Genomic DNA, 25,369 nt, shown 5'->3' with positions numbered 1-25,369 from the left:
GCATCTTCCCCACCGGACGGCTTCAAGGGGGTGGCGCCCGCCACATTCCGGGCCTGCTGTCACACTTTTTGCGTGCCGCTGACTTTCGACGACCTTCTCGACCGCGCCCGTTCACTCGCCGAACGCGGCCCGCGCGCGATCCTCGGCATCGCGGGCAGCCCCGGTGCCGGCAAGACGACCCTGGCCGAACATCTGGTGCGGGAGCTGAACAGCGCCGGTGGGCCGTTGGCCGCGCATGTGCCGATGGACGGCTTCCACCTGGCCGACGTCGAGCTGGACCGCCTCGGCCTGCGGGACCGCAAGGGGGCGCCCGCGACCTTCGACGCGGCCGGGTACGCGGCCCTGCTGCGGCGGCTGCGCGAGGAGACGGACGTCGTGGTGTACGCGCCGGGCTTCGAGCGGGTCCTGGAGCAGCCGCTCGCGGGCGTGATCCCCGTCCTGCCGACGGCCCGGCTGGTGGTGACGGAGGGCAACTACCTGCTGCTGGCGGAGGGCTTGTGGGCGCGGGTGCGGCCGGCCCTGGACGAGGCGTGGTTCTGCGAGATCGACGAGGGCGAGCGGGTACGGCGACTGGTCGCCCGGCACGAGGAGTTCGGCAAGGGGCACGAGGAGGCGGTGGCCTGGGTGGCGGGCACCGACCAGCACAACGCCGACCTGGTCGCCGCCACCCGGGACCGGGCGGACCTGGTGGTCCCGGAGGCGGCGCTGCCCGCGCCCTGAAGGGGCGCGGGGCCGTATCCGACATGCGGCTACCGCCGCGTGGGCGCGACCAGCCACGACGGCGCCGCAGTCAGCAGACGGCATATCGCGGCCCTTCCAGCGGAGCGCCTAGCAGGCAGCGAGAGCCAGTTCCGGATTGCCGTAGGCGTCCTCGGCCCCGACGACCGCCGTGAACGCCTCGGTGTGCACGGTCAGGTCGCCCTCGAACGACGGCGTGAAGTCACCGCCGGGACCGTACCGCACGGCGAACACGTGCAGGTGCTCCGGTGCGCCCGGCGCCGGTTCGGCCTCGTAGGCCGTCGAGGTGACCAGGTGGTGCCAGCCCTCGTCCGGGTTTCCGTAGCCGCGCGGGTCGGCGGCGAGCGCGAACGCGGCCTGCTCCTGGGTGAGTTCGGCGCGCGCGTCGAAGTGGTCCACGCTCTGCCCGGCGGGGTGCGTGAGGCGCACCGCACCCGCCGCGGCGACCTCGCCCTCGGCCACCCGGCGCACCCGGTCGCCGTCGTCGGCCGCGTAGGGCAGCCCGGCCAGCAGGTACGGCGCCCCGTCCAGGCGCTCCACGGCCACCGTCGCCCACAGCCGGGTGCCGTCCGTGACGTACAGGGAGCGCACGTGGCGCAGGACGTGGTCACGCCCCACGACCGGCTTGCTGACCAGCTTGGCGGTGAGGCCGTCGACGCGCACGTCCCGGACCCGGACCTCGCCCATCGGCCGGCAGTACAGGAAGCCGTCCAGCGCCGGACCGAAGCCGTGCTGCCGGTTCACCGCCGCCGGCAGGTAGTAGGTGCCGCCCGCCTCGACCAGGGACGGCGTCATCCGGGTGTCGAAGGCCACCGAGACGGATCCCGCGCGGAGTTGGTGGCGGGCCGGGGCCGTAGAGGGGTCGCGGTGCCAGGGGGTGGAGTCCTGGATCTGCCAGACCAGCATCCACGCGAAGTGCCCGTCGACCCCGCCGTCCGCCTTGACCGCGTGCCGGGCCCAGCGGCTGTCGCCCCGGTAGCGGCCCAGGTCGGAGCCGATCCGGGCGCCGAAGTAGCGCAGGCCGAGGACCGACTCGAAGGCGGAGTGCTGTTCGCTGTAGCGCGGTCCGCCGTTGTCGAAGCCGCCGCCCGTGAGCCGGGCGTCGATGTAGCGGGCGAGGGCGTCGCCGTCCTCGGCGAACATCTCCGCGCCGCTGATCCGGTGGGCCTGGGCGAGGAAGGACAGGGAGATCGGGCCGTAGTTGTTGTCGTAGGCGCCGCCGTGCTCGGGCGGCAGCAGCGCGCCGCGGTCCAGGACACGGTGGGCACGGATCTTGTCCGTGTACAGGGCGAGGGCCCGCTCGCGGACCGGCTCCGCCTCCGCGGGCGGGAGGTGCCGCGCCAGCATCAGGCCGCCGACCACGCACCCGATGGCCTGGTTGCCGGCCTCCTGCGGGTTGAAGAAGGTGGCCTCGGTCAGCCAGCGCCAGTAGCCGCGGCCCACCTCGACCAGCTCGGCGCGCTGTCCGTCGTCGACCAGGCCGTCCGCGAGGTCGAGGATGTTCACGGCCTGGAGCAGCGCCCAGACCGTGCTGGGCCAGTCGCCGATCGGGTGTGCGCCCGGCGCCAGGACGTAACGGGCGTACGGCAGGCCGGAGTCGCGGACGGTGAGGTTCGGGTAGCCGGGGTTGTCCTCGGTGTAGACCCGTTCCCGGAGATGGAAGGCGAGGCTGCGGCGCACCGCCTCCGGCAGCCGCGGGTCCTTGGACCGCTGCCAGGCCAGGGCCAGCAGGGAGGTGACGCCGAGGGAGGTGTCGCCGATGTCGTCGTCGGCGTCGGGGTGTTCGAGGTTGCCCTCGGGGGTGAGGCGGGCCAGGGCCTGTTCGACGACGTCGACGAGGACCGCGTCGTACGCCTCGGGGGTGGACGGCAGGTCGTGCAGCGGGCCGAGCTGGCGCGGCAGGTGCATCGGAGGAGGTCAGCCCTTCATGCTGGAGATGGCCGTGGCGTGGTTCGTCGGGGTCAGGATGCGGGTGCGGGGCGGCTGGTGCGCAGGGCGACGCTCAGTGTCTGGGGGCCGATTCCACCGATGTAGACGCGGTTCCCTGTCGTCGCGTCGGTGCCGCCCACCACCGTGTAGTCCTGGCCCGGGTCGTACCGTAGTACGTCGCCGCGGTCCGGACCGGCGAGGGGTTCGCCCGCCTCGACGTCGACCTCGACACGGATCTCGTCGTCGCCGACCCGATAGGTCAGCGGCCCGGTCGTCAGGCACCAGCGGCCGTCGCCGATCGGTGTGGCGCCCTCCACAACTCCCTCTGCTCGGAAGGTGAGTTCGAGGGACCAGGCCACCGGTGGGCCGCTGATGTCGATCCGCAGGTCGGCCCCGTCCTCCCGCAGGTCGACCTCGACTCGGGTCGTGTGGGAGACCTCGTCCTGAGGGCGGTCGGGGAAGGCCATCGCCGCGGAGAAGCGGCCCTCGTCCACCAGAGGGTAGGCGCCGTCGTCGCGCCTCCGGTCCTTCGGGAGCGGCTGGTAGTAGGCGGTTGTGAGGGTTTGCGTGAGCCGGTACCGGTTGTCGGCGAGCTGTTCCATGTCGGCGGCACGGAACGGGCCCAGATCGAAGAACACCCGCGAGAGGCGGACCGCGTCGAGGACGGCGGCACCGGCGAACAGGCGCAGGAAGGTGGGGTTGCAGGCGAGGCCCGAGCGGATGCGCCGGTGCTCGGGCACGTCGGAGCCGCCGTAGACCACGGTGTGCGCGGTGGCCGAGACGTGTGCGGCGAGGCGTGCGGTGCGGAGGTACCGGTCGCGCGGGAGCTTCTCCGCGTCCGGGGCCGGCAGGGCGCGGCACAGATCCGGGGTGAGGAGGGTCTGGGCGAGCAGGTCGGGGTCGTCGATGCCGTCGGCGGCCGCCAGGCGGGCCGCGCGGGCGAAGTCGCCCCGGCCGGTGCGGATCGCCAGCAGCCGGTAGTGCGGCAGGTAGGGCCACAGCGGGAACGAAAGCTTCTGGTCCTGGCGGCGCGAGTGGACGGTCTCCACCATGCCGTCCGGCCTGATCAGGTCCAGGGTCGTGGCGAGGTTGCGTTCGACCGCGTCCAGCAGGTCGCTGCGCCCGAGCACCTCGGCCAGCAACAGCAGCGACGGGTTGGTCACGAGGGACGCGTAGACGGCACTGCGTTCCGAGTACAGGCCCTCCGTGTCGATGTCGACGCCCTCGGCGAGCCACTCCTCGACGCGGTCGAGCAGCCGGTCGTCGGGGAACGACCGGTGCAGACGGGCGAGCGCCGCGCTCAGCTCCCAGCGGTGGTTCGGGGTGTGCACGCCACCGGTCAGGAGACTGGTGGTGGCGGCGCCGGCGATATCGGCGAGCACGGCCGTCACCTCGCCCAGTTCCGGTCCCGCGTCGGCGGCGAGGACGTAGGCGTCGCACACGTCGTTGACGGTGAAGGCGGAGTCCGGTGGTGACTGCACGTTGTCGCCGCCCGCGAAGAGGCCGGAGGCCGTCTGCACGGCCCGCAGAGCGCGCAGGTGGGTCGTCGCGGCGGCGACCGCCTGTCCGCTGCCGTGCAGTGCCGAGTCCGGGGAACGGTATGCCGCTGTCAGCATTTTCACCCGCCGCGCCAGACCGCGGTGCGGCACACCGGCGGGTTCCACGTCCGGGTCGGCCGCCAGCGGCGCCGCCGACCGGTCGGCGGCGCCGGCCACCGCGCGGACGAACTCGTGGTCGAGCGGGGTGGACAAGGTCAGTCCTTCAGTCCGGCGTTGATGTCGGCGCCCATGACGTAGCGCTGGAAGACCAGGAAGATCACGATCAGCGGGATCATCGAGATGACCGATGCGCCGAGCAGGACCGACCAGTTGATGTTCTGCGCGCCGACGATGCTCTGGATGCCGATCTGCACGGTGAACTTGTTGGGGTCGTTCAGCATCAGCAGCGGCCAGATGTAGTCGTTCCACCGCCACTGGAAGGACAGGATGGCGAGGGTCAGCATGATGGGCCGGGAGAGCGGCACCATGATCCGCAGGAAGATCGACAGTTCGCGGGCGCCGTCGATGCGGGCGGCTTCCACGAGTTCGTCGGGGACCGTGATGAAGAACTGGCGGAACATGAAGCAGCCGGTCGCGGTGAGGACGGCCGGGAGGATGATGCCGGCGAACGAGTTGTAGAGGCCTAGGTTGCGGACCACCAGGAACTCGGGGGCGAGCATGACCTCGCCCGGCAGCATCGTGGTGGCCAGGATGCAGATGAAGAACGCCTTGAGCCATCTGTTGTCGTACTTGGCCAGCGCGTAGCCGGTGCAGCAGCTGACGCCCACCGTGAGGATCGTGGTGATCACGCACACGAGGGTCGTGTTGATGAAGTACTGGGAGAAGTTGGCACTGCGCCACGCCTGGAAGTAACCCGACAGGGTGGGGTGGTGCGGAACCAGCGTCAGCGGATAGGAGAACAGGTCCCCGGCCGGTTTGAGGGAGCTGAGGATGAACCACAGCACCGGCAGCCCGTAGAGGCACGCCATGATCCACAGCAGTGTCGTCGCGGACACCGCCTGCCGGAGCCCACCAGTGCTCGCACCGCGGGGCCGCTTTCTGGATACGGCCCGTCCGGGACCGGCGTCGGCCTTGGGCGGCATGTCTGTGGTTGTCATCGGTTCTCCACCCGTCGGTTGACGATCAGCTGGATGATCGCGACGGCCATCAGGATGAGCATGAGCACGAACGACGCGGCGCTCGCGTAGCCGATCTGGCCCCGTTGGAAGCCGGTCTGATAGATGTACTGGACAAGCAGGTTGTTCGACGTTCCGGGTCCGCCGTTGTTGAGGGAGACGAACACCGGGTATTCCTTCATCGCGTTGATCGTGTTGAGCAGGATCACGATGAACGAGGTGGGCGCGATGCTCGGCAGCGTGATGCTGATGAACTGGCGCCAGGGGCCGGCGCCGTCGAGCGAGGCGGCCTCGTAGTACGACACCGGTACGTTCTTGATCGCCGCGATGAACAGCAGCATCGAGAAGCCCGTCCAGGCCCAGGATGCCGCGAACACCACCACCAGCAGCGACAGGTCCGCGTTCGACTGCCACGGAACGGCGGACCCGCCGAGCTTCTCGATGACGTAGTTGACCAGTCCGAAGTTCTCACCGAACAGCCACCGCCACAGGACACCCACGACGATGGGCGACAGCAGCCACGGGATGAAGAAGATGACACGGGCCACCGACGCGCCCTTGGCATGCTTGCTCACCAGCAGGTTGGCGGCGAGCAGTGAGAGCGCGAAGTTCAGTGGCACGAAGAGGACGGTGTACAGCAGCGTCCGGGTCAGCGCGTCGTAGAAGGCGGAGTCCCCGAACAGGTTGTGGTAGTTGTCCAGTCCGATGAACTGGAACGCCCCCACACCCGTGTAGTTCGTGAAGGAGTAGACGAGCCCGATCACCGCCGGCCACGCGAAGAACAGCGCGAAGAGCACGACATTGGCCGCGATGAGGACGAGCGGCGCGAGGGTGTAGGTACTGCGTCTCCTGGGCGGCCTCACGGACACTGCCGCGGCACTTTTTGTCATCTTCCTGACTTCCGTGCTGGTGGATGGATTGCTGTGGGCTCACGCCGTGAGCCCGGCATCACGTGGTCGACCGGGCCCGGGCGGCGGTGTCTTGTTTGGGTGGGGGCACCCGCGGTGCCCCGGGAATCCGGTGGCCGCCGGGGCCGGGGGGGGGGTGTCTCGACCCCGCCGCCCGGGCCCCCGGCCTACGATCAGCCGCCGACCTGCTGGTTGTAGCCGTCCACGATGTTCTGGAGGGCCTTGTCGACCGACTCCTGACCGTTGATCGCCTTGCCCAGCTCCGTCTTGGTCGGGTCGGTGGTGAGGCTCTTGCCCTTCAGCACCCAGGCGGTCTGGGCGCCGTTGAAGTAGCCCGAGATCGGGTCGTAGAGCGGGATCTCCTCGTTGTAGAGCGTGAACGCCGCCTGCGCCGCCGAGGAGGTGAAGGGGTACTTCGGGTTCAGACCGCTCTCGACGGGCAGGAACCCGGACGCCTCGCACAGCGTGCGGTACTGGTCCGGCTCGTAGACCCAGGACAGGAACTTCTTCGCGGCGGTGGACGCGGCGCCGTTGTTGTTGAAGCCCACCATCATGCCGCCGCTGTTGACGTCGCTGGCCTGCACCGGCTGGGCGGGAGTCGGGACGCTCGCCCAGTCGAACTTCTTGATGCTGTCCGCGAAGGAGGCGACCTGCCAGACACCGGACCAGTAGGCGACCACGTCACCGCTCTGGAACATGGCCGACGGGTCGGCGCCGCTGGTCCACACCGACTTCGGCATGACCTTGTCGTCGTTCAGCCCGACGAAGTACTTCACGGCCTTCGTGGTCGCCGCGTCCACCGAGAACTTGCCGGAGGAATCGGCGTGGACGTACTTCCCGCCCATCTCGTACACCATGGCGCGCAGCCGGGACGGCGACTGGTCGAAGGTCAGGGAGTACTTCGCACCGGTCTTGGCCCGGACCTTGTTCGCCGCCGCGATGAACTCGGACCAGGTCCAGGTCTTGTCGGGCGAGGTGGGGACGGAGACGCCGGCCTTCTGGAACAGCGTCTTGTTGATGAACAGGCCGGAGGCGGTGACGTCCGAGGGGATGGACAGCACCTTCCCGGACGAGTCCTTGGCCAGGAAGTTGGCGTTGATGTTGTAGCTCTTGTTGTTGGCGATGGAGCTGAGGTCGATCAGCTTGCTCGACCAGATCGGGTCAAGCGCCGGCACGTCCGCCACGTCGGGCAGAGAGTTCGCCTGCGCGGCGTTGTGCAGCTTCGTCGGGTACCCGTCGTAGGGGATGTTGACGAGCTTGACGTTGACGCCGGTTTCCTTCTTGTACTGCGCGACCAGCTTCTTCCAGCCCGCGTCCTGTCCCGGAACCGTGGAGATCCAGAACGTCAGCGACTTCGCGGTCCCGCCCGAGCCGGACCCCGACCCGCAGGCGGAGAGCAGCAGGGCTCCTGCCGAAGCCACGGCAGCGAGAGGAACCAGGCGGCGCATACCGCCGCGGCCGAGTCGGCGGGAGCGCCGCACACCCACAGTGGTCATCTTCGATCCCATTTCGTCGTACGGACGGAGCACGGCGCCGGCTGAGGCGGCACTGGTGCATTTTGAAGGAAAAGTCGCTTTCCGGGGGGCGCGGCCTCACCCGGCCGCATCGTCCACGCGGGGCGAGATCCCCGGCCGTCCTGGCCGTCACCGCACGGACACGCCCTCGTGCGGTTGCCGTACGTCGTGTACGGGCTGGGAGACTCACCCCAAGTCGGCGTCCCGGCCGACTTAGAAAGCGCTTGTCCGGACATTGGCAGACCGATAAGGAACCCGTCAATCCTTCGCCTGCACACCTTCGGTCACGTTTTGGACTCCCTTGGCCACCGCGAGCCGGGCGGCCCCCACCACGGTACCGAGATCGCCGATCTGGCTGCTGACCACCTCGGTGGGCCAGCTCAGCCGCCCCAGCTCGGTCCGCACCCCGGGCAGGAGCTGCGGGTCGGCGCCGGTGCTGCCGCCCAGGACGATCAGCCCCGGGTCCAGTACGGCGGCCACGGCGGCGGCCAGCCGGCCCACGTCGGCGGCGTGCCTGGCAACGAGCGAGCGGGCCGGTTCGCGGCCCTCGGCGGCCAGCGCGAACAGCCGGTCGGCGGTACGGGGGCACGGGCCGTCGGTATCCCGCCAGGCCTCGGCGGCCCGGCGCAGCAGGGCCTGCGAGCCGACGTAGGCCTCCAGGGCCTCCTGGCGGGGCTCCCGGTCGTCGTCCCAGGGGTAGGGCAGCCGGGCCAGCTCACCGGCCGCGCCGTTGGCGCCTCGGAGCACCTGGCCGGCGATGACGATGCCCAGACCGATACCGACGCCGATCCGCAGGTAGCCGAAGGTCCGGCGGCCCCGGGCGGCGCCCTCGTGGAGCTCGGCGAGGGCCGCGCAGTTGACGTTGTTCTCCAGGTGGACCGGGACCCCCGGCGGCAGGGCGACCGAGACCGCGTCGAAGACGGGCCCGGCCTTCGCGGTCGCCGGGCGCATGGCGGTGCCTGCCAGGTCCGGGGCGGTGACGTCGCCGATGGCCACCACGATGGCCCGCAGCGGAGCGCCCGCCGGCAGCGCGGCCAGGGCCTCGCGGACGGCGTCGGCGGCGCGGGGGCGGGGTGTGTCCGCCTCGGCGAGCAGGGTGCCGTCCAGCGCGCAGCCGCGCACCCTGGTACGGGCCGGGCCGAGGTCGACGGCCAGGACCGAGCCGGAGGCGGGCCCGAGGCCGTAGACGGCGGCGGAGCGGCCGGTGCCGCTGGACGCGCTGCCGGAATGGGTGGCCAGCTTGGCCCCCTCCAGCTCCGCGACGGCGGCGGAGACCGTCGGCTTGGACAGGCCCGCGAGGCTCGCGAGCTGCGGCCGGGTGGCGCTGCCGGCCTGGGCCAGCACGGCGAAGACCGCGCCGGCGCTCTCGGTGAGCCGGGGGGCTTCAGCCACGACGTGTTCCACAGTTCCCCCATGGGTCAGGGGCCGCGCTCCCCCGGGTGTCGCGGGATGCGGCGATGCGGTGCCCTTGTGCCGCGCGGTTGTGGCCTCGACAGCGTCCCGTTGATCGAGTCCGCGGCAACTCTTGACGCACTGTACTTCGTTAGTTAACTTCCTAACGAAGTACACGGTACTCGCCTGCCGTGCTCCCGAAGAAGCCCGTCCCGGGGCTTCCTGACTTGCTCAACTCCTGTTCGGCCAGGCACGGTTCGCCCGCTGTCGCAGCCAAGCGCTCCGCTGGAAGTGCCGCGACGCGCCGTCGTTCACCCGCGGCGCCGTCGTGGCTTTTCGCGCCCATGCGGCGGTAACCGCATGCCGGATACGGCCCCGCGCCCCTCCGGGGCGCTGCCGATCCGCAGCGGACCGCGCCGGACCCGCTCTTCGGCGCTGTTCGCCCAGACGACGAAAGAGGATCCGTGCAGGACGCACCTTCTTCCCCGCTTGTGGTCGGCATCGACGTGGGCGGCACCAAGACCCAGCTCCGCGCCCTGGCCGGCGCCGACCGGGTCGCCGACCACGTCCGCCCGAGCAGCGGCTGGCGGCCGCACGACGCGGCCGCCGCGGCCCACTGGCTTGCCGCACTCGTCCACGACGCCCTGCCGGCCGGCCTTAGCCCGGCCGCCCTGGCCGTCGGCGGGCACGCCTGTGAGACCCCCCGCCAGTGCGCCGGCATCGCCGCCGCACTGCGGGGGCTTCTCGATGTTCCCGTCCGGGTGGTGGGCGACGCCGAGCTCCTCGTCCCCGCCGCCGGCCTGGACAAGGGCGTCGGCCTGGTCGCCGGTACCGGCTCGGTGGCCGTCGGCCGGCAGCCCGACGGCAGCCCCGTGCAGGTGGGCGGCTGGGGCGCGGTCCTGGGTGACGAGGGCGGGGCCGCCGGGCTGGTCCGGGAGGCCGCCCGCGCCGTCTGGGCCGCGCACGACCGCGGCGAGGCCCCCGACGCCCTCGCGACCGGACTCGTCGCCGCCTTCCAGGTGGCCGAGGTCCCCGCCCTCGGCGCCGCCCTCGAGAGCGCCTCCGACGTCTCCGCCGAGTGGGGCCGGCACGCCCCGGTGCTCTTCGCCGCGGCCGACGCGGGCTCCCCGCTCGCCGCGGACGTGATAGCCGACGGCGGCCGCGCCCTCGCCGGCCTCGTGGCCCGGCTCGCCACCCGCGGTCTCGCCGTGGACGACGTGGTGGTCGCCGGCGGCACGATCCTCTCCCAGCCGCGCCTGTACGACGCCTTCGCCGCCGCGCTCGCCGAGGCCGTACCCGGAGCGCGGCCGCAGCCGTTGCGGCTCCCGCCGGTCGAGGGCGCGGTGGCGCTGGCGCGTTCGATCCTGTGAGGAACCCGTCCGCGGCCCGTCCGGTCCCGCGGGCCCGGACCACGGGCTGTTCGACGCTGCGAACGCGCAGGTCCCGGGCGGTTCTTCCTGTGAACCACAGAGCTGCCGTTCAACTCCGGGCCACACGGCGGTCGTCGGGCGATGACCGCCGGGACACGAACTCGCCCTAGAACTTCGCTCGTTCAACACTTTTCGCCCGCGATCCCACACACTCACGCGCATCCGGAGCACCGGCCGCCCGCGTGAACTCCGCCAGAACTGAAGAGAGGCACACCCATGCCGTCACCTGCCGGGCACCACTCCGCTTCTCCGGCCCGTGGACTCGCCGTCGGCCGACGGGGATTCCTCAAGACCTCGCTCGGCGCGTCGGCGGGTGTGGTGGCCGCTCCGACCCTGGTCGGCTGGCTCGCCGCGGCCGACGCCAAGGCCGCGACCGCCGCCCTCGCGTTCGTGGACGACTACAAGACGAACATCAGCACCAACCTCACCGCGGACACCAACGCGGTGGTCCGCATCCTCGGCGGGTTCGCGCGGATCTGGAAGACCGGAGCCGTCTGGAACACCGGCTCCGTGCTGCGCGCCGACATCCTGCGCGCCAACATGCGCTACTGCGCCAAGATCACCAGGAAGCGCAGCGCCGCCGACGCGAAGAAGGCGTTCCTCTACGACCGCCAGCACCAGAGCTACGCGATGATCGCCGGCCTCGGCCCGCTCGCCGACCTCTACAAGGCCGGTTCGCTCGCGGTCACCTCGATCACCAGCGCCCCCGACGGCACCCCCGCCACCACGATCAACGACGCCGTCCCGGCCGACGCCCCGGCGGGCTCGGCGCTCGGCGCGGGCTCCCACGACTCGGCGCTGGGCCAGGTGGCCACCCTGGTCGACACCCTGCGCGGCAACTACGCGTCCGGCAACCCGTCCAAGTACGCCTACCAGTACCCGCGTCCATGGCGGATGAACGAGGACAGCGAGGTCGTCGACACCGGAAAGACCGACGCGTACGGCTTCCCGGTGTACGAGTCCGACGTGGTCGTCGCCCCGCAGCTGCTGCGCCAGCGCAGCACCTCCCCCACCGACGACGGCGGTTTCCCGTCCGGCCACACCAACGCCTTCCACCTGGCGGGCCTGGCCTACGCGTACGCGGTGCCGGAGCGCTTCCAGGAGCTGGTCACCCGCGCCCTGGAACTGAGCGACACCCGGATCATCGCCGGTATGCACAACACGGTCGACGTGATCGGCGGCCGCATCATGGCCACCGCCCTGGCCGCCGCCACCCTCGCCGACCCGGCCAACGCCGGCCTGAAGGCGGCCGCCCGCGCCCAGGCCCTCGCGTACTTCGAGGCGCAGACCGGCAGCACCGCCGACACGCTGTACGCCTACGCCCACTCGGCGGGCACCGCCACCGACCCGTACGCCGACCGCGAGGCCAACGAGCGCGCGGCCACGCCCCGGCTGACGTACATCCTGGACCGGGAGGGCAGCGAGCTCCCGCTCACCGTGCCGAAGGGCGCCGAGGTGCTGCTGGAGACCCGCCAGCCGTACCTCACCGCCGACCAGCGCCGCGAGGTGCTGCGCAGCACCGGGCTGCCCTCCGGGTACGTGCTGCTGGACGGCCCGGAGCAGTGGGGCCGCCTCAACCTGTTCGCCGCCGCGGACGGCTACGGCGCCTTCGACTCCGACGTCACGGTCACCCTGGACGCCGCGGCCGGCGGCCTCGCGGCGGCCGACAGCTGGCGCAACGACATCGACGGCCACGGCGGTCTGACCAAGAAGGGCACCGGCACCCTGACCCTGACCGGCCGCAACCGCTACCGGGGCGGCACCGTGCTGGCCGCCGGTACCCTGGTCGCCGCCTCCGAGGACGCGCTGGGCCGCGGTGACGTCCGGGTCTCGGCCGGCACCCTGCGGGTCGCCGGGGAACTGTTCGTGCGCGGCACGTACACACAGGACGCGGGTGCCCTGGAGGTCACCCTGGGCAAGGGCCGCAAGGCACCGCTGGCGGTCAAGCACCTGGCCGTCCTGGGCCGGGGCACCACCCTGTCCCTGAACCTCGACACCGAGCGCCCGCCGGCCGCGGGCAGCACCCTCCCGGTCGTCGACGCTCCGCGGCTGCGCGGCCAGTTCGACAAGGTGGAGCTGAACTCCGCCACGCTCCGGGCCGTACCCGTGTACACGGCAGACGGTCTGTCGGTACGACTCGTGAAGCGGTGACGCGCCCGGTGGCGGGAGCGATGCGACAGTAGGGCCCATGGCCGATCGTGATCGCTCCCGTCACCGCGGGCCCGGTGTCCCCGTGGGGCGGATGATGGCAAGCGAACAGCAGTCGGTCCTCGAACCCGACGTCCCCGACCTCCCCGCCGGCCCCGGGCCCCGCCCCCGGCCCGCCGCCGCGGCCCGGCTGGCCGCCGCGCTGCGCGCCCGCCGGCGGTGGCTGGTGCCGGTCCTCGCGGTGCTGCTGCTCGCCCAGATGGCGGCGGCGATGGTGACCACCGCGGTCCAGCAGACACCCACCATCGACGAACCGGTCTACGTGGCGACCGCCACCGACTACCTCCACGAGCACCGGCTGCGCTACAACACCGAGCACCCGCCGCTCGGCAAGCTCGTCGTCATGGCCGGCCTCGCCGTCGCCGACCCGCACTACGACCCGTCGTACCACGGCGACCAGGGGCAGGTGGGCCGGCATCTGCTGTACTCGTCCGGCAACGACCCCTGGCGGGTGATGCTGTGGGCGCGGCTGCCGGTGATCGTGCTGACGCTGCTGTTCGGTCTGGTCGTCCTCGCCTTCGCCCGCGAGATCCTCGGTACGGCCGCCGGGCTGCTGGCGCTCGCCCTGTACTGCTTCTCCCCGGACGTGATCGCGCACGGCTCCCTTGCCACCCTGGACGTGCCGTCGGCCGGGTTCGTGCTGACCGCGGCCTGGCTGGTGTGGCGGGCCCGGCGCCGTCCCCGGCGGTATCTGCCCCTGGCCGGAGCCGCGTTGGGGGCCTCGGTGGCCACGAAGATGAGCGCGCTGCCCGCGGTCCCGGTGCTCGTCGCACTGGCCGTGGTGTCGGTGTGGGGGGCGCGCCCTGGCCGTGCGCTGCGCGCCCTCGTGGCCGCGGCCGTGGTGGCCGGGACCGCGGTCGCCGTCGTGTGGCTCTCCTATCTGGCGGTCGATCCCCGGCTGCGCGCGCTGTCCGCCGAGCCCGTCCCTGCGGTGCACGGACTGCGGGGCCTCCTGGTCGACCTGATGCCCTTTCCGCAGTCCTACCGGGACGGCATGCGGATGCAGTTCGCCCTGGAGGACTACCCCTGGCAGGGCTATCTCTTCGGGCACGTCTACACCGGTTCCCGCTGGTACTACCTGCCGGCCGCCCTGCTGGTGAAGACCCCGCTCGGCATGCTGGTGCTGTGGGCGGCCGGTGCCGTCGCGCTGGTGGCGGTACGGCGGCTGCGGCGGGCCGCGCCCTACCTGCTGCTGCCGCCGGCCGTGCTGCTGGCCTCGGCGATGACCGGGTCACGGGACTTCGGGACGCGGTACGCGATCTTCATGCCGATGTTCCTGGCGGTGGGCGGAGCCGCGGTCCTGACGGTGCGCCGACGGTGGGTACGGCCGGTGGGCGGGGCGCTGGTGCTGTTCGTCGCGGTGAGCTCGCTGCGCACGTTCCCGTTCTATCTCCCGTACGCCAACGAGGCGTTCGGGGGGCCGGCGAAGACGCACCTGCGGCTGCACGACTCCAACGTGGACTGGGGGCAGGACCTCGGCCGGCTCGCCGACCGGCTGGAGCAGCGCTATACGGGCGAGCGGATCTGGCTGGTCTACAAGGGCAGTGGCGTCCCGGCGTACTACGGCATCCACGCCGCCGATCCCCGTAAGGTGCCGCCCGGGAGGGTGCACGGGCTGCTGGTCGTCTCGGACTCGTCGGCCGCCAAGGCACGGGGCGAACTGGCCGAATTGATCGACACCAGCCGTCCGGTCGATGATGTCGGTCATTCGATCACCATCTATCGCCGGTGACCGTACGATCCATCCGATCCACCGGCGTCGGCCACCGCATCCGTCGCCGGTGCGCACCGGAATCCCGGTGCTGATTCCGCATCCTGTGCGTTCGGACGCCGGGACGGTCCGGCGTACCGCACAACCCCTGGTCACCACGGTCCGTGAGCTATGTTGAGTCCTCGTGGGAGACAAAGGAGGCGCTTCGGTGCCATCGCCGCAGCAGGCCCGCGCACAGGCGTCCGCGATCACCTCGGGCAAGACCGTGCCGGAGGCCGAGGCCGCGCCCACCTCCCAGCTCCGCGAACTCTTCGACGGGCCCCGGCTCTCCCCCGGCCAGCGCCGCATCGCCCAGTACCTGATCGACCACATCACCGAGGCCGCCTTCCTGTCGATCACCGACCTCGCCGAGCGGGTCGGGGTCAGCCAGCCGTCGGTGACCCGGTTCGCGGGCGCGGTCGGCTTCAGCGGCTACCCCGCGCTGCGCGAGCGGCTGCAGTCGATCGCGCTGCGCACCCTGGCCGGCGGCACCGGGGCCGCCACCGAGCACCGCAGCAACGAACTCCAGGCCGCCGTGGACGCCGAGATCGAGAACCTGGAGAACCTGCGCCGGGACTTCGCCGACCCGGACCGGGTGATCTGGATCGGCCGGGAGCTGTCCCAGTCGTCCCCGCTGACCGTGCTCGGCCTGCGCATCTCCGTCTCGCTGGCGGAGTACTTCGCCTACGCCGCCCGCCGTATCCACCCCGACGTACGGCTGGTGACCCGGGGCGGCAGCGTGGCCTACGACGCGCTGCTGCAGTCGCGCGAGGCGGGCGGCACCTGGGTGCTGGCCTTCGGCATGCCGCGGCACGCGCAGGAGACGCTGACCGCGATCCGGGTGGCGCGCACCGCGGGGCTGCGGGTCGCGCTGGTGACGGACCTGGCGCTGGGCGCGCTGGCCGACGAGGCCGACGTCACCTTCAGTACCGGCATCGGGTCCCGCCTGGTCTTCGACACCTACGCGGCACCCGGCCTGATGGCCGCCACGCTGCTCCAGGCCATGACCGACGCCGATCCCGAGCGCACCCAGGCGCGGCTGGAGGAGTACGAGCAGGTCGCCGAGGAGCACCAGTTCTTCCTGAAGGACTGACCCGGAGATCCGGCGCACCGGCTGTCCCGGCTTTCCTCCGGCGTCCTTCCCCCGCCCCCGCATGATCGCGTAGGGGGAGCATTCACCGCATTTCGCGCATGAATGTTTTCATACGTCTTGCAAACGGGACGGCATATATAAATACTGCTCACGGATCACCCCCGGCCCACTCCGGGCTCGTTCCGCACCCGAGCACGCACCGCTCGCACCCGCCCCGAGAAAGCCGACGGACCGCCCATGCGCACGCAGCACCACCCGCAGTGCCGGCGGCCGGCGTCCGGGGCCTCGCACGGACACCCCCAGCCGCCGTCTCCTACCCGCGTCGGCGCCGGGGATGTTCGAACGGGCATCGCCTGCGCGATCTGCCCGCGGCGGCTCCGGCCATCCCCTAGGCCGGAGCCGCCCAGACCTCCGTCGCACACCCTCACGGCGCCGCACCCCCGGAAGCGATGATCATGACTCTGACGACGACCGCGCGCATCAGCTCCGACTGGCCCTGCCAGGTCAAGGCACCGGGCAGCTACGACTGGGAACGCTCCGCCGCCAAGTGGCTGCGCGAACTGGTACCGGCCCGCTACGCCAGCTATCCGGCGCTGATCAAGCACCCCGTACTGCTCGCCCGGCACGCGCAGATCCAGGTCCAGCAGGAGGTCCGGGTGGCCCGCACGGCGCTCCAGACGGCACGCGCGGAACTGCCGCTGCTGGGCCTGCCGGAGTCGGTCATCGAGCACACGATCAAGCTGTACGCGGCGGAGGTCCTGCAACTCCAGCACATCGCCCGCAGCGTCCGCGCGGTCACCGAGGCGCTCGTCGGGCACAGCACCGGCCGCTGACCGTACCGGTCCACGGATGTCCATGTCCTTCACCGGCCGGGCACGAGTGTGATCGGAGGCACCTTCCTGTGCCATGCTCGACCCGTGACGAGTGAGCACGTGCCGGCGGTGGACACCGGTGCCGTCGCCGAGCCGGCAGCGCTGGCCAAGGTGGTGTCCAGGCAACGCGCCGAGCTGGAACGACTGCGGGACTCCGTGGCCACCTCCGCCGTGCTGGAGCGGGCCAAGGGCGCGCTGATGGCCACCCTGGGCTGCTCACCCGACGCCGCGCACCAGGCACTGTCGCAGCGGGCCGCGGCCGGGCACCGCACGCTGCTGGAGGAGTGCTGGCTGACCCTCGGCGCTCTGATACCCCCGGGGATCCCCGGCGACGACACCGGCCCGCCCGAGCCGACGGCTCCCCGGGAGGTGCCCGTCCCGGCCGGCACCGCCCAGACGCTCGGCCGCCTCGGCAAGGCCCTGGTACGCGTCGGCTCTCCCCAGGAGCTGGCCGTGATGCTGCTCGAACACCTGGCACCCGAGACCGAAGCCGACGCGGTTCTCCTCTACCGGCGCCTCCCCGGCGGCGGGGCCGAACTCATCGGGTACGCCGGTGTCGACGCGACCCTCGCCGCCCAGTGGCACCAGGTACCGCCGCTGGAGGGCTTCGCCCCGCTGGAGGCGATCAAGGACGGTGAGCCGCTCTGGCTGGAGCACTTCCCCGAGGACCGGCAGGAGTTCCGGCTCATCGGCGAACCGGCCGCACGCTGGAGGTCCCGGGCGTGGCTGCCGGTCCCGGCGGACAGCACGGCCGAGGTGGCCCTCGGCGTACTGCGCCGGACCGATGCCGCCTTCCGGCGCGCGGACCGCGAGCTGCTGCGAGCCGTCGCGCGGCTGTGCGCCGGCCGGCTCGTCGCCCTGGGCACCCCCGCCGAGCCGGTGGCCTCCGACTTCTCCCGGGCGGTGCAGCCGGTACTGGACGCACTGCCGGGAGCCACGGTCCTGCTGACCCCGCTGCGCACCGGCACCGGGGAGGTGGAGGACTACCGCATCGAGGCGGCCACCCCGAACGCCGTCGACATCCTGGGCCGCACCGGCCACGAGCTGGTGGGCTCGCGCATCCTGGAGAGCTACCCCTCGGTCGCCGGCGAGTCGCTGTGGCAGGGGTATCTGAAGGCGCTCGGCGGAGAGCCGTACGAGGGCGAGCCGTTCGTCTACGAGGAGGTCGTCGCGGGGGTGACCGTGACCGCCACCTACTCGGTGCGCGCCGCGCGGCTCGGCGACGGACTGCTGGTGACCTGGCTGCGGCACGACCCGGAGGAACGGCAGGAGCAGCGGCTGGCGGACATGCAGCGGCTGGGCAACCTCGGCTGGGCCAACTGGAACCTGGTCACCCATCAGATCCACTGGTCCTCGCAGGTGTACACCATCCTGGGCCGCGATCCGGGGCGGGGAGCGGTCCCGCTGGACCTGCTGCCGGACCTGGTACTGCCCGAGGACGCCCACGCGTTGGCCCGCGCGGTCTCCGAACTCGCCCGCACCGGCCGCCGGGTCGACGTCCCGTTCCGGATCAGGTCCGAGAACGCCGTACGGCATCTGCGGGCCGTCGCGGAGGCGGTGACCGCACCCGACGGCACGGTCGTCGAGGTGCACGGCTTCGTACAGGACCTCACCGCGCAACGCAGCGCCGAACTCGCCCTGGTGGACAGCGAGCGGGCGATCCTGATGCAGCGCGGGGTCCTGGAGGCCGAGCGGGCGCTGGCCGCCCGGCTCCAGCACGCGCTGCTGCCGCTGCCGAGCAAGCCGGTACGGCTGCGCGGGCTGCGGATCGAGGTGGCCTATCTGCCCGCCCAGGCGGGCGTGCACGTCGGCGGCGACTGGTTCAGCGCCATCGAACTGCCCGACGAGGCCGCACTGTTCGTGGTCGGCGACGTGGCGGGGCACGGTGTCGACGCCGTGGCGACGATGGCCCAGCTCAGGTTCACCGCCAAGGGCATGGTGACCACCGGCTCCTCCCTGACCGGTGCGCTGGCCCGGCTCAACTTCCTGCTCCTGCACTCGCGCGACACCCAGTCCACGGCGACGCTCGTCCTCGCCCGCTACGAGCCCGCCGAGCGCCGTCTCGCCTGGGCCCAGGCGGGTCACCCGCCGCCCCTGCTGGTGCGCGGCGGCGAGGCCCGCTTCCTCGGCCGTCCGGCGGGCATGCTGCTCGGGGCGTCCGTGGATCCGGTCTACGAGTCCGCCGAGTTCCGGCTGGAACCGGGCGACCGGCTGCTGCTGTACACCGACGGCCTGGTCGAGCGGCCCGGCGAGGACATCGAGGTGGGCCTGGCCCGGCTGGCCGCGGCCGCCCTCGACACCGGCCCCGCCTCCCTGGACGCGCTCCTCGCCACGATGCTGACGGGCGAACGGCGGGACGACGTGTGCGTGCTGGACATCCGGGTGCCGGCGGCGGGCGAGGGGTAGCCGGAGCGTCAGCCGTCGGTGAGGCTGGTACGGGACTCCAGCGATCGGCGGGTGTCGTCGCCGTAGACACCGCGTTCGTCGCCGCTGATGCCGTACCAGACCTGGAAGCGCTCCACGGCGGCGGTCAGCGCCGCGTCGTAGGTGCCGCTCGTGGAGCCGTCGCGGTAGACGTCCGGGATGCGCAGGAGGCGCTGTTCCAGCTCGACGACGTCGGGTCCGGTGTCGCCCTGGCGGAGGGTGCCGGCGCCGTCGGGGTCGGTGGCGGTGGCGGTGGCCGACGGGGTGGTGGCCGGTGCCGTGGTGGCGGACGCGGACGGCTGGGCGGCCTCGGCGGTGCCCTCGCGGCCGGGCAGCAGCAGAGCGCAGCCGAAGCCGACCAGGGCGGCCGCGCTCACGGCCACCACGACGGCGGCCCGGCGCAGTCCCGGACCGAAGCCGAAGGCACGGGACGAGGACGAGCCGGCGTCGGGGCCGTGAGCGTACCCGTGGTCGTACCCGTGACCACCGCGGCGCCCGCGGGACGCGGTGCGCGGGCCGTCGGTGACGGGCGGCAGCTCCTGGGTCTCGTCCTCCGTGCCGGAGTCGGAGGCCGGGTCGAAGGCCTCGAAGTCCGCCGGGTCCCGGCTCTTCGGCGCCCTCGCCTTCGCGTCGGCCTCCGCCCCCTCGTGGAACTCGCGCATCAGCTCCGCGAGGGTGTCGAGCCGGCGGGGGCGCAGGACCCGGACCGGTTCCAGGACCGGTCCGCGGTGCGGCTGTTCAGGGTCGGGCGGTGTCGACACACTGCTCTCCTTCCACGTCCCGTGCGCACGGGATCCGCGATCCCCGAGAACACATACGGGAGGACCGGCCCACCGGTTCAGCCCGGGAGCACGAGCGGGCCCCGGGACGGCTGGCAGAGCACTCAGTCCCCCGATCTTGTGCACTGAGTGCCATGTGGCCGACGGGGTGCTACGTTCGCGTTCATGAGCTCCAGCAGCGCGGCACCGCCCGCCAAGCCGCCCATGCGGGACGCCCTGGTCGCGGCGGCCTTCCGGCTCTTCCTGGAGCGCGGCTACGAGCAGACGACCGTCGACGACATCGTTGCCCTCGCGGGGGTCGGACGGCGCTCGTTCTTCCGGTACTTCCCGTCCAAGGAGGATGTGGTCTTCCCCGACCACGAGGGGTGCCTGGCCGACATGACCGCCTTCCTTGCGGCGGACGCGCCGGAGTGCGAGCCGGTGCGGCGGGTGTGCGACGCGGCGCGTCTGGTGCTGCGGATGTACGCCGAGAATCCCACCTTCTCCGTGCAGCGCTACCGGCTCACCAAGCAGGTGCCGGGGCTGCGCGCGTACGAGCTGTCGGTGGTGTGGCGCTACGAGCGCGCGCTCGCCGAGTATCTGCGGGGCCGGTACGCCGGCCGCCCGGACGGGACACTGCGGGCGGATGTCGTCGCGGCGGCGGTGGTCGCGGCACACAACAACGCGCTCCGCTCCTGGCTGCGTTCGGACGGGCGGAGCGACGCGGAGGAGACGGTCGACCACGCCCTCGGGTACGTGCAGGCCGCGTTCGGCACCGGGCCCGCCGAGCCCGCCGGCCCTGCCGGGCCCGCTCCGGGCGGGGCGTCGACGGCGCTGTTCGGCGGCCCGATGGAGCACCCGGACGACGTGGTCGTCCTCGTCTCGCGGCGCGACGCCCCGCTGTGGCGGGTGGTGCAGGAGATCGAGACCGCGTTCGGCCGCGCCTGAGAAGTTCCGATGAACCCATATTGAGGGTACGCAGTGCCTTTACGGTTGACACTGAGTGCCATACTCTGTCGGCGTGCACGGTGGCACCGCGAACCGGGCACAGGCGTGCCCGGCCGGGTCCGGACACGCGGCATTCCGGGCGAGCGCAGGGAGTTGACCAGCGTGTACCACCACTCGACGAGCGCCGCGCAGTCGGCGGTCGGATTCGCGACGGGCGTTCTCGACCCCGCGCCCGCGGACCGCGCCAAGGACGCCATCGTCTACCAGCGCTGCACCTGGTGCGGCACCGCGATGTACCACCGGCTGCTGTGTCCGGTGTGCCAGGGCAGCGAGCTGCGGACGGAGCACAGCGAGGGCACGGGCACGGTCCGCCACTCGACGGTGGTGCACCGCAACACGCCCGCCGCGCGCAATGTGTCCCTGATCGAGATGGCCGAGGGGTTCGTGGTGCGCGGCCGGGTCATGGGCCCGCCGATCGGCATCCACAGCGGCGACCGCGTCAAGCTCTCCACCACCAGGGACCCGGTGCGCGGCGAGCCGGTCTTCCAACTGCTCGACGAGCCGTACCGCGCATGGAGCTGATGCCCGGAAATCCGGTTGTCCGGCGACCGGTGGCCTGGGCGAGGATGGGCCCATGAGCGATGAAACGGCCCAGGTGGCGGCTGCGGTCGCGGGCGAGCTGAGGCTCCTGGACCCCGAGGTGCGCGCCTCCCGGGAGCTGGCGGCCGAACTGCTGGACCCGGAGTTCGTGGAGGTGGGTGCGTCCGGCCGCCGGTTCACGTACGAGCAGTTGCTCGCCGAACTGCCGGACAAGCCGGGCGCGTCGAAGGACGGCCCGTGGTACGAGCCGTCCGGCATGACCGGTGTCCTGCTCGCTCCGGGGCTGGTCCAGGTGACCTTCGAGGCCCGGCTCGGCGACCGCCGCTCCCGGCACAGCTCCCTCTGGCGCCGGCGCGACGAGGCGAGCGGCTGGCGGATGTACTACCACCACGCCACGGTCGTCCCGCCGGGCGTCGAGTAGCGCGGGGCCGAGGACAGCCGTGACGGTGGTCGTGGTGGGGGCCGGCATCCTCGGCGCGTCGGTGGCCTACCACCTGGCGTGCCGGGACGTACCGGTGACGCTGGTCGAGCAGGGCGCCGGTCCGGCCCCGGGCGTCACCGCCGACTCCTTCGCGTGGATCGGGGGCACGACCGGCGGGAACTGGCCCGGCGGTGCCGAGGATCTCCGCCCCGCGGTCCTGGCGGACTGGCGCCGGCTGGAGCGCGAGGTGCCGGGTGTGACGGTCCGCCGCACCGGGTCGCTCACCTGGCCGGTGCCGTACGGTCCCGGCGCGGGCCGGCTCTCCGGGGACCGGCATCCGGTCGGCCGCGCGGCGATCCAGGCGCTGGAACCCCACTTCCGTACGCCCCCCGACGCGGCCGTGCACACCCCGTCCGACGCGGGCGTGGACCCCGTCGCGGTCACGGCGGCGCTGGTGCGGGCGGCGCGGGCCCGGGGTGCCCGGGTCGGGTACGGGGCGGCGGGGGTGGCACTGCGCACGGACACCGGGCGCGTCATGGGAGTCGACACCGCCGCCGGGTTCCGTCCCGCCTCCGCCGTGGTCCTGGCGGCCGGGACGGGAGTCGTGGAGCTGGCCGCCCCTCTCGGCATCACCCTGCCGGTCACCGGCTCCCCCGCCCGGCTGCTGCGGCTGGCGGCGCCACCGGGGCTGGTGCGGTCCGTGGTGGCCGGGCCGGACTTCGAGGTACGCGAAGTGAGCGAGGGCCGACTGCTGCTGACCCATACGAAGGCGAACGACGAAACGGCCGTCGCCGCCTTCCGCACGGCGTTCGAGGGCGAGTTCCGCGTGCTCGGCTCCCGGGTGGGCGTCCGCCCCGTGCCCGCGGCCGGCCCGCTGATCGGCCCGCTCACCCAGGACGGCTCCGCCTACCTGGCGGTCGCCCACTCCGCGGTCACCCTCGCCCCCACCGTGGGCCGCCTGGTCGCGGCGGAACTCGCCACGGGACGGCCCGCCCCCGAACTCGGCAGGTGCAGAGTCGGACCCAGCGGTCCCGGCCGCGGCCCGGGTCCCCTCAGGGTGTCAGGGTGACCCGGATGCCGACCGTGCCGTCGACACCGCGGCGCAGTCTGCTGCCGAGGAGGGTGAGGCGGCCGGTGATGCCGTACTTGCGGGCGATGAGGTCGCGGTAGCGGGCGGTGGTGGCCGCGTCGGCGATCTCGGCGGTGGCCGGGACCGGGTCGCCGGTCGGGCGGCCGCGCAGGTCGCAGGGGCCGACCTTGACATCGGCGCGACGCCGGATCCGCTTGACCTTGAAGGTGTCGGCGGCCGTCCAGACGCCGAGCGTGTCCCCGTCCCGCACCACCCACACCGGGGTGGGAACGGGGGTGCCGTCCTTACGGAAACTGGTGACGAGCAGGTACTTCCCGGCGCCGAGCCGGTCGAGGTCCGTCTCGGTGGTGTTGTCCATGCCCGGAGTCTAGGCGGGTCCGGCGAGGCAGCGCCCCGAAGGGGCGCGGGGCTGTGTCAATACGCGGCTCCGCCGCGTGGGCGCGACCAGCCACGACGGTGTCGCAGTCGACAGACAACATGGCGCGGCTCTTTGAGCGGAGCGCTCAGGCGGCCGTACCCCGGTCGAGCAGTCCGAGGTACTTCCGCGCGAACAGATACGCATCGCCGGGCCAACGCGCCGAGAGATAGGTGCCGTCCTCGACGACGAAGGCGTGCGTGTCGTCGCCCGCGGTGCCGCGCCGGGTGAGCTCGCGGGGGCCGCGCTCGAACTGGATGTCCGGCTCGGCGAGGGCGGCCCGCACCTCGTCCTCGACGTAGGCGGGGTAGGTACGGTAGTAGCGGCCCAGGCGCCAGGCGGTGGTGAAGTAGGCGGTGCGTTCCATGTACTTGGGCAGGCAGGTGGTCCGGCGGCCGGACAGGACGCTGTGCCCGGTGGCCGGGTCCAGGGTGCGGGCGAGGACCAGGACGCCGTGGCAGATCGCGCCGACCGGGCGGCCGAGCACCCAGAACTTCCGCACCTGCTCGCGGAGTTCGGGCGAGCCGAGGTACTGGCGCATGCCGGGCGCGTGTCCGCCTGGCAGCACCAGCCCGTCGAAGCCGGTGACGTCCAGGTCGGCCCAGGCGGCGGTGGCGGTGAACTCCGGTGCGGCGGTGAGCTCTTCGTAGAACCGCCGGGGTTCGGCCGCGGCGCCGAGCTGTCCGAACAGGACGCCGGTGAGCAGCCGGGGGTCGGCCGCGGGCCGGGTGCCGGCGCGTTCGGTGGCGAAGACGACCTGGTGGCCGGCCCGGGTCAGCTCCCGCCAGGGCACGGCCACCTCGGTCACGTCGAAGTCCCGGTCGGGAAGCGGAATCAGCACACGCATACGGCCATGATGTCAGCCGTGCGGTCACGCCTCACGCGAGCGCCGCCGCCATCCGCCGTACCGCCTCCGTGATCACCTCGGGCGAGGTGGCGAGGTTGAACCGTACGTGCCCTGCGCCGCCGGTCCCGAAGGGGATGCCGGAGTTCACGGCGACCCGGCCGCGCTCCAGGAAGACCTCGGCCGGATCGTCACCGAGGCCGAGGGCGCGGCAGTCGAGCCAGGCGAGGTAGGTGGCCTCGGCGGGCCGGTACCGGACGCCCGGCAGGTGGCGGTCGAGCAGCCCGGCGAGCAGCCGCCGGTTCTCGTCGAGGCCCGCGAGCAGGGCGTCCAGCCAGGCGGTGCCGTCGGTCAGCGCGGCGGTGTGGGCGATGACGCCGACATGGCTGGGACCATGGCTCACCTCCTCCGGCAGGCGGGCGAGGTCGGCGGCGGCCCCGGGTCCGGCGAGGGCGAGCGCGGCCTTGAGACCCGCGAGGTTCCAGGCCTTGGACGCGGACATCAGCGACAGCCCGCGGTCCGCGCCGGGCACGCTCAGGTAGGGGACGAAGTCGACGCCGGGAGCGGTGAGCGGGGCGTGGATCTCGTCGGCGACGATCCGGACGCCGTACCGCTCGGCGAGAGCGGTGACGGCGGTGAGCTCGGCGGCGGTGTGTACGGTGCCGGTCGGGTTGTGGGGGCTGCACAGCAGATAGCCGGCCCGGCCGCCGCCGAGCCCGCGGAACGCCGCCTCCAGCACGTCGGGGTCGATGCGCCCGTCGGCGCCGAGCGGGGCCTCCACCACCCGCCGGTCCATGTTCCCGACGAACTGGTAGAAGGGCGGGTACACCGGCGAGTTGACGACCACCGGGTCGCCGGGCCCGGTGACCAGCTTCAGCATCTCGACCACGCCGAGCATCACGTCGGGGACGATCGCGGTGCGGGCCACGTCGAGCCCGTCCCAGCCCCAGCGCTTCGCGGCGAACGCGGCGAGCGCCTCGGCGTAGGCGGTGCCCGCCGGGTAGCCGGTGTCGCCGAGTTCCATCGCCGCCGTGACCGCGCGGACGACCGCTGCGGCGAGCGGCACGTCCATCTCGGCCACCCACACCGGGAGCACGTCCTCGGGATAGGTGCGCCATTTCATGCTGGTACGACATCGCAACCGGTCGAGGGTGAGGGCGCGCAGCGGGTTCGGTTCGCCCGGATTCTCCTGCGGGATGCTGGTCATGGGCTCAAGATAGGCGGCTGCGGCGGACCCGGGAACGAGGCGTGCGGCCGTGCCGTACGCCACGGGATCGTAAAGATCACTATCGCTGTGAACACCCTGGGGGCCGCCCGCGTATGGAGAGCAGGGCGCTCGACGACCGGAGGGCCCCGCGGTG

21 protein-coding genes are annotated in these 25,369 nt (G+C 72.5%); 11 read left to right on the top strand and 10 right to left on the bottom strand.

The features are described 5' to 3' along the window. Positions 1–72: 72 nt before the first annotated feature. Positions 73–720 carry a nucleoside/nucleotide kinase family protein gene (locus tag ACWGKQ_RS03785; protein ID WP_453290237.1) on the top strand — a complete coding sequence of 216 codons (648 nt, stop codon included), beginning with the start codon at positions 73–75 and terminating at the stop codon, positions 718–720. A gap of 108 nt (positions 721–828) precedes the next feature. On the opposite strand, the gene ACWGKQ_RS03780 is transcribed toward ACWGKQ_RS03785, so the two are convergent. The 6 genes from ACWGKQ_RS03780 to ACWGKQ_RS03755 form a co-directional block, all read right to left on the bottom strand. Next, positions 829–2,646: a hypothetical protein gene (locus tag ACWGKQ_RS03780; RefSeq protein ID WP_453290236.1), complete on the bottom strand. Its 1,818-nt coding sequence runs from the start codon at positions 2,644–2,646 to the stop codon at positions 829–831. Between the two features lie 53 nt (positions 2,647–2,699). Further along, a complete protein-coding gene (locus ACWGKQ_RS03775; protein WP_453290235.1) occupies positions 2,700–4,418 on the bottom strand; it encodes a hypothetical protein in 1,719 nt (572 codons plus the stop codon). Positions 4,419–4,420: 2 nt separating this feature from the next. Beyond that, positions 4,421–5,323 (bottom strand): carbohydrate ABC transporter permease, encoded by a 903-nt coding sequence (locus tag ACWGKQ_RS03770; RefSeq protein ID WP_453290234.1) that lies wholly within the window; start codon positions 5,321–5,323, stop codon positions 4,421–4,423. After that, the gene (locus ACWGKQ_RS03765) at positions 5,320–6,231 is read right to left on the bottom strand and encodes a carbohydrate ABC transporter permease (RefSeq protein ID WP_453290233.1); all 912 of its coding nucleotides are present in this window, start codon (positions 6,229–6,231) and stop codon (positions 5,320–5,322) included. Before ACWGKQ_RS03765 ends, ACWGKQ_RS03770 begins: the two co-directional genes overlap by 4 nt. Positions 6,232–6,422: 191 nt before the next feature. Continuing rightward, positions 6,423–7,745: an ABC transporter substrate-binding protein gene (locus tag ACWGKQ_RS03760; protein ID WP_453290232.1), complete on the bottom strand. Its 1,323-nt coding sequence runs from the start codon at positions 7,743–7,745 to the stop codon at positions 6,423–6,425. Between the two features lie 276 nt (positions 7,746–8,021). Continuing rightward, positions 8,022–9,155, bottom strand: coding sequence for an ROK family transcriptional regulator (locus ACWGKQ_RS03755; protein WP_453290231.1), 1,134 nt, complete (start codon positions 9,153–9,155; stop codon positions 8,022–8,024). Between the two features lie 464 nt (positions 9,156–9,619). Between ACWGKQ_RS03755 and ACWGKQ_RS03750 the strand changes: the two genes are divergently transcribed. The 6 genes from ACWGKQ_RS03750 to ACWGKQ_RS03725 all read left to right on the top strand — a co-directional run bounded on the left by ACWGKQ_RS03750 (position 9,620) and on the right by ACWGKQ_RS03725 (position 18,914). Then, entirely contained in the window at positions 9,620–10,525 is a 906-nt protein-coding gene (locus tag ACWGKQ_RS03750) for an N-acetylglucosamine kinase (RefSeq protein WP_453290230.1), read from the top strand. 276 nt (positions 10,526–10,801) lie between these two features. Then, positions 10,802–12,736, top strand: coding sequence for a phosphatase PAP2 family protein (locus ACWGKQ_RS03745; RefSeq protein ID WP_453290229.1), 1,935 nt, complete (start codon positions 10,802–10,804; stop codon positions 12,734–12,736). A gap of 37 nt (positions 12,737–12,773) precedes the next feature. Next, the gene (locus tag ACWGKQ_RS03740; protein ID WP_453290228.1) at positions 12,774–14,525 is read left to right on the top strand and encodes a glycosyltransferase family 39 protein; all 1,752 of its coding nucleotides are present in this window, start codon (positions 12,774–12,776) and stop codon (positions 14,523–14,525) included. Positions 14,526–14,712: 187 nt separating this feature from the next. Next, complete coding sequence (locus tag ACWGKQ_RS03735; RefSeq protein ID WP_453290227.1) at positions 14,713–15,636, top strand: MurR/RpiR family transcriptional regulator; 924 nt, start codon at positions 14,713–14,715, stop codon at positions 15,634–15,636. A gap of 449 nt (positions 15,637–16,085) precedes the next feature. Beyond that, positions 16,086–16,469: a hypothetical protein gene (locus ACWGKQ_RS03730; protein ID WP_453290226.1), complete on the top strand. Its 384-nt coding sequence runs from the start codon at positions 16,086–16,088 to the stop codon at positions 16,467–16,469. Positions 16,470–16,553: 84 nt separating this feature from the next. After that, positions 16,554–18,914: a SpoIIE family protein phosphatase gene (locus tag ACWGKQ_RS03725; RefSeq protein ID WP_453290225.1), complete on the top strand. Its 2,361-nt coding sequence runs from the start codon at positions 16,554–16,556 to the stop codon at positions 18,912–18,914. An 8-nt stretch (positions 18,915–18,922) separates the two neighbouring features. Here the strand turns inward: ACWGKQ_RS03725 and ACWGKQ_RS03720 are convergent, their stop codons facing one another. Further along, positions 18,923–19,693, bottom strand: a complete 771-nt coding sequence (locus ACWGKQ_RS03720; RefSeq protein WP_453290224.1) for a peptidoglycan-binding protein — start codon at positions 19,691–19,693, stop codon at positions 18,923–18,925. A 183-nt stretch (positions 19,694–19,876) separates the two neighbouring features. Between ACWGKQ_RS03720 and ACWGKQ_RS03715 the strand changes: the two genes are divergently transcribed. The 4 genes from ACWGKQ_RS03715 to ACWGKQ_RS03700 all read left to right on the top strand — a co-directional run bounded on the left by ACWGKQ_RS03715 (position 19,877) and on the right by ACWGKQ_RS03700 (position 22,728). Further along, positions 19,877–20,638 (top strand): TetR family transcriptional regulator, encoded by a 762-nt coding sequence (locus tag ACWGKQ_RS03715; protein WP_453290223.1) that lies wholly within the window; start codon positions 19,877–19,879, stop codon positions 20,636–20,638. Positions 20,639–20,800: 162 nt separating this feature from the next. Next, complete coding sequence (locus ACWGKQ_RS03710; RefSeq protein ID WP_453290222.1) at positions 20,801–21,220, top strand: Zn-ribbon domain-containing OB-fold protein; 420 nt, start codon at positions 20,801–20,803, stop codon at positions 21,218–21,220. A gap of 52 nt (positions 21,221–21,272) precedes the next feature. Next, positions 21,273–21,659 (top strand): nuclear transport factor 2 family protein, encoded by a 387-nt coding sequence (locus ACWGKQ_RS03705; RefSeq protein ID WP_453290221.1) that lies wholly within the window; start codon positions 21,273–21,275, stop codon positions 21,657–21,659. 19 nt (positions 21,660–21,678) lie between these two features. Beyond that, entirely contained in the window at positions 21,679–22,728 is a 1,050-nt protein-coding gene (locus ACWGKQ_RS03700) for an NAD(P)/FAD-dependent oxidoreductase (protein ID WP_453290220.1), read from the top strand. Here the strand turns inward: ACWGKQ_RS03700 and ACWGKQ_RS03695 are convergent. The 3 genes from ACWGKQ_RS03695 to ACWGKQ_RS03685 form a co-directional block, all read right to left on the bottom strand. Then, entirely contained in the window at positions 22,712–23,107 is a 396-nt protein-coding gene (locus ACWGKQ_RS03695) for a PPOX class F420-dependent oxidoreductase (RefSeq protein WP_453290219.1), read from the bottom strand. The genes ACWGKQ_RS03700 and ACWGKQ_RS03695 overlap by 17 nt on opposite strands. A gap of 145 nt (positions 23,108–23,252) precedes the next feature. After that, complete coding sequence (locus ACWGKQ_RS03690) at positions 23,253–24,011, bottom strand: type 1 glutamine amidotransferase domain-containing protein (RefSeq protein ID WP_453290218.1); 759 nt, start codon at positions 24,009–24,011, stop codon at positions 23,253–23,255. A 31-nt stretch (positions 24,012–24,042) separates the two neighbouring features. Next, complete coding sequence (locus ACWGKQ_RS03685; RefSeq protein WP_453290217.1) at positions 24,043–25,215, bottom strand: MalY/PatB family protein; 1,173 nt, start codon at positions 25,213–25,215, stop codon at positions 24,043–24,045. Between the last annotated feature and the right edge of the window lie 154 nt (positions 25,216–25,369).

It is taken from the genome of Streptomyces sp. NPDC054770, assembly GCF_053611985.1.
Note: the sequence above shows the minus strand (reverse complement) of the source record. Positions and strands in the feature narration are given on the sequence as shown.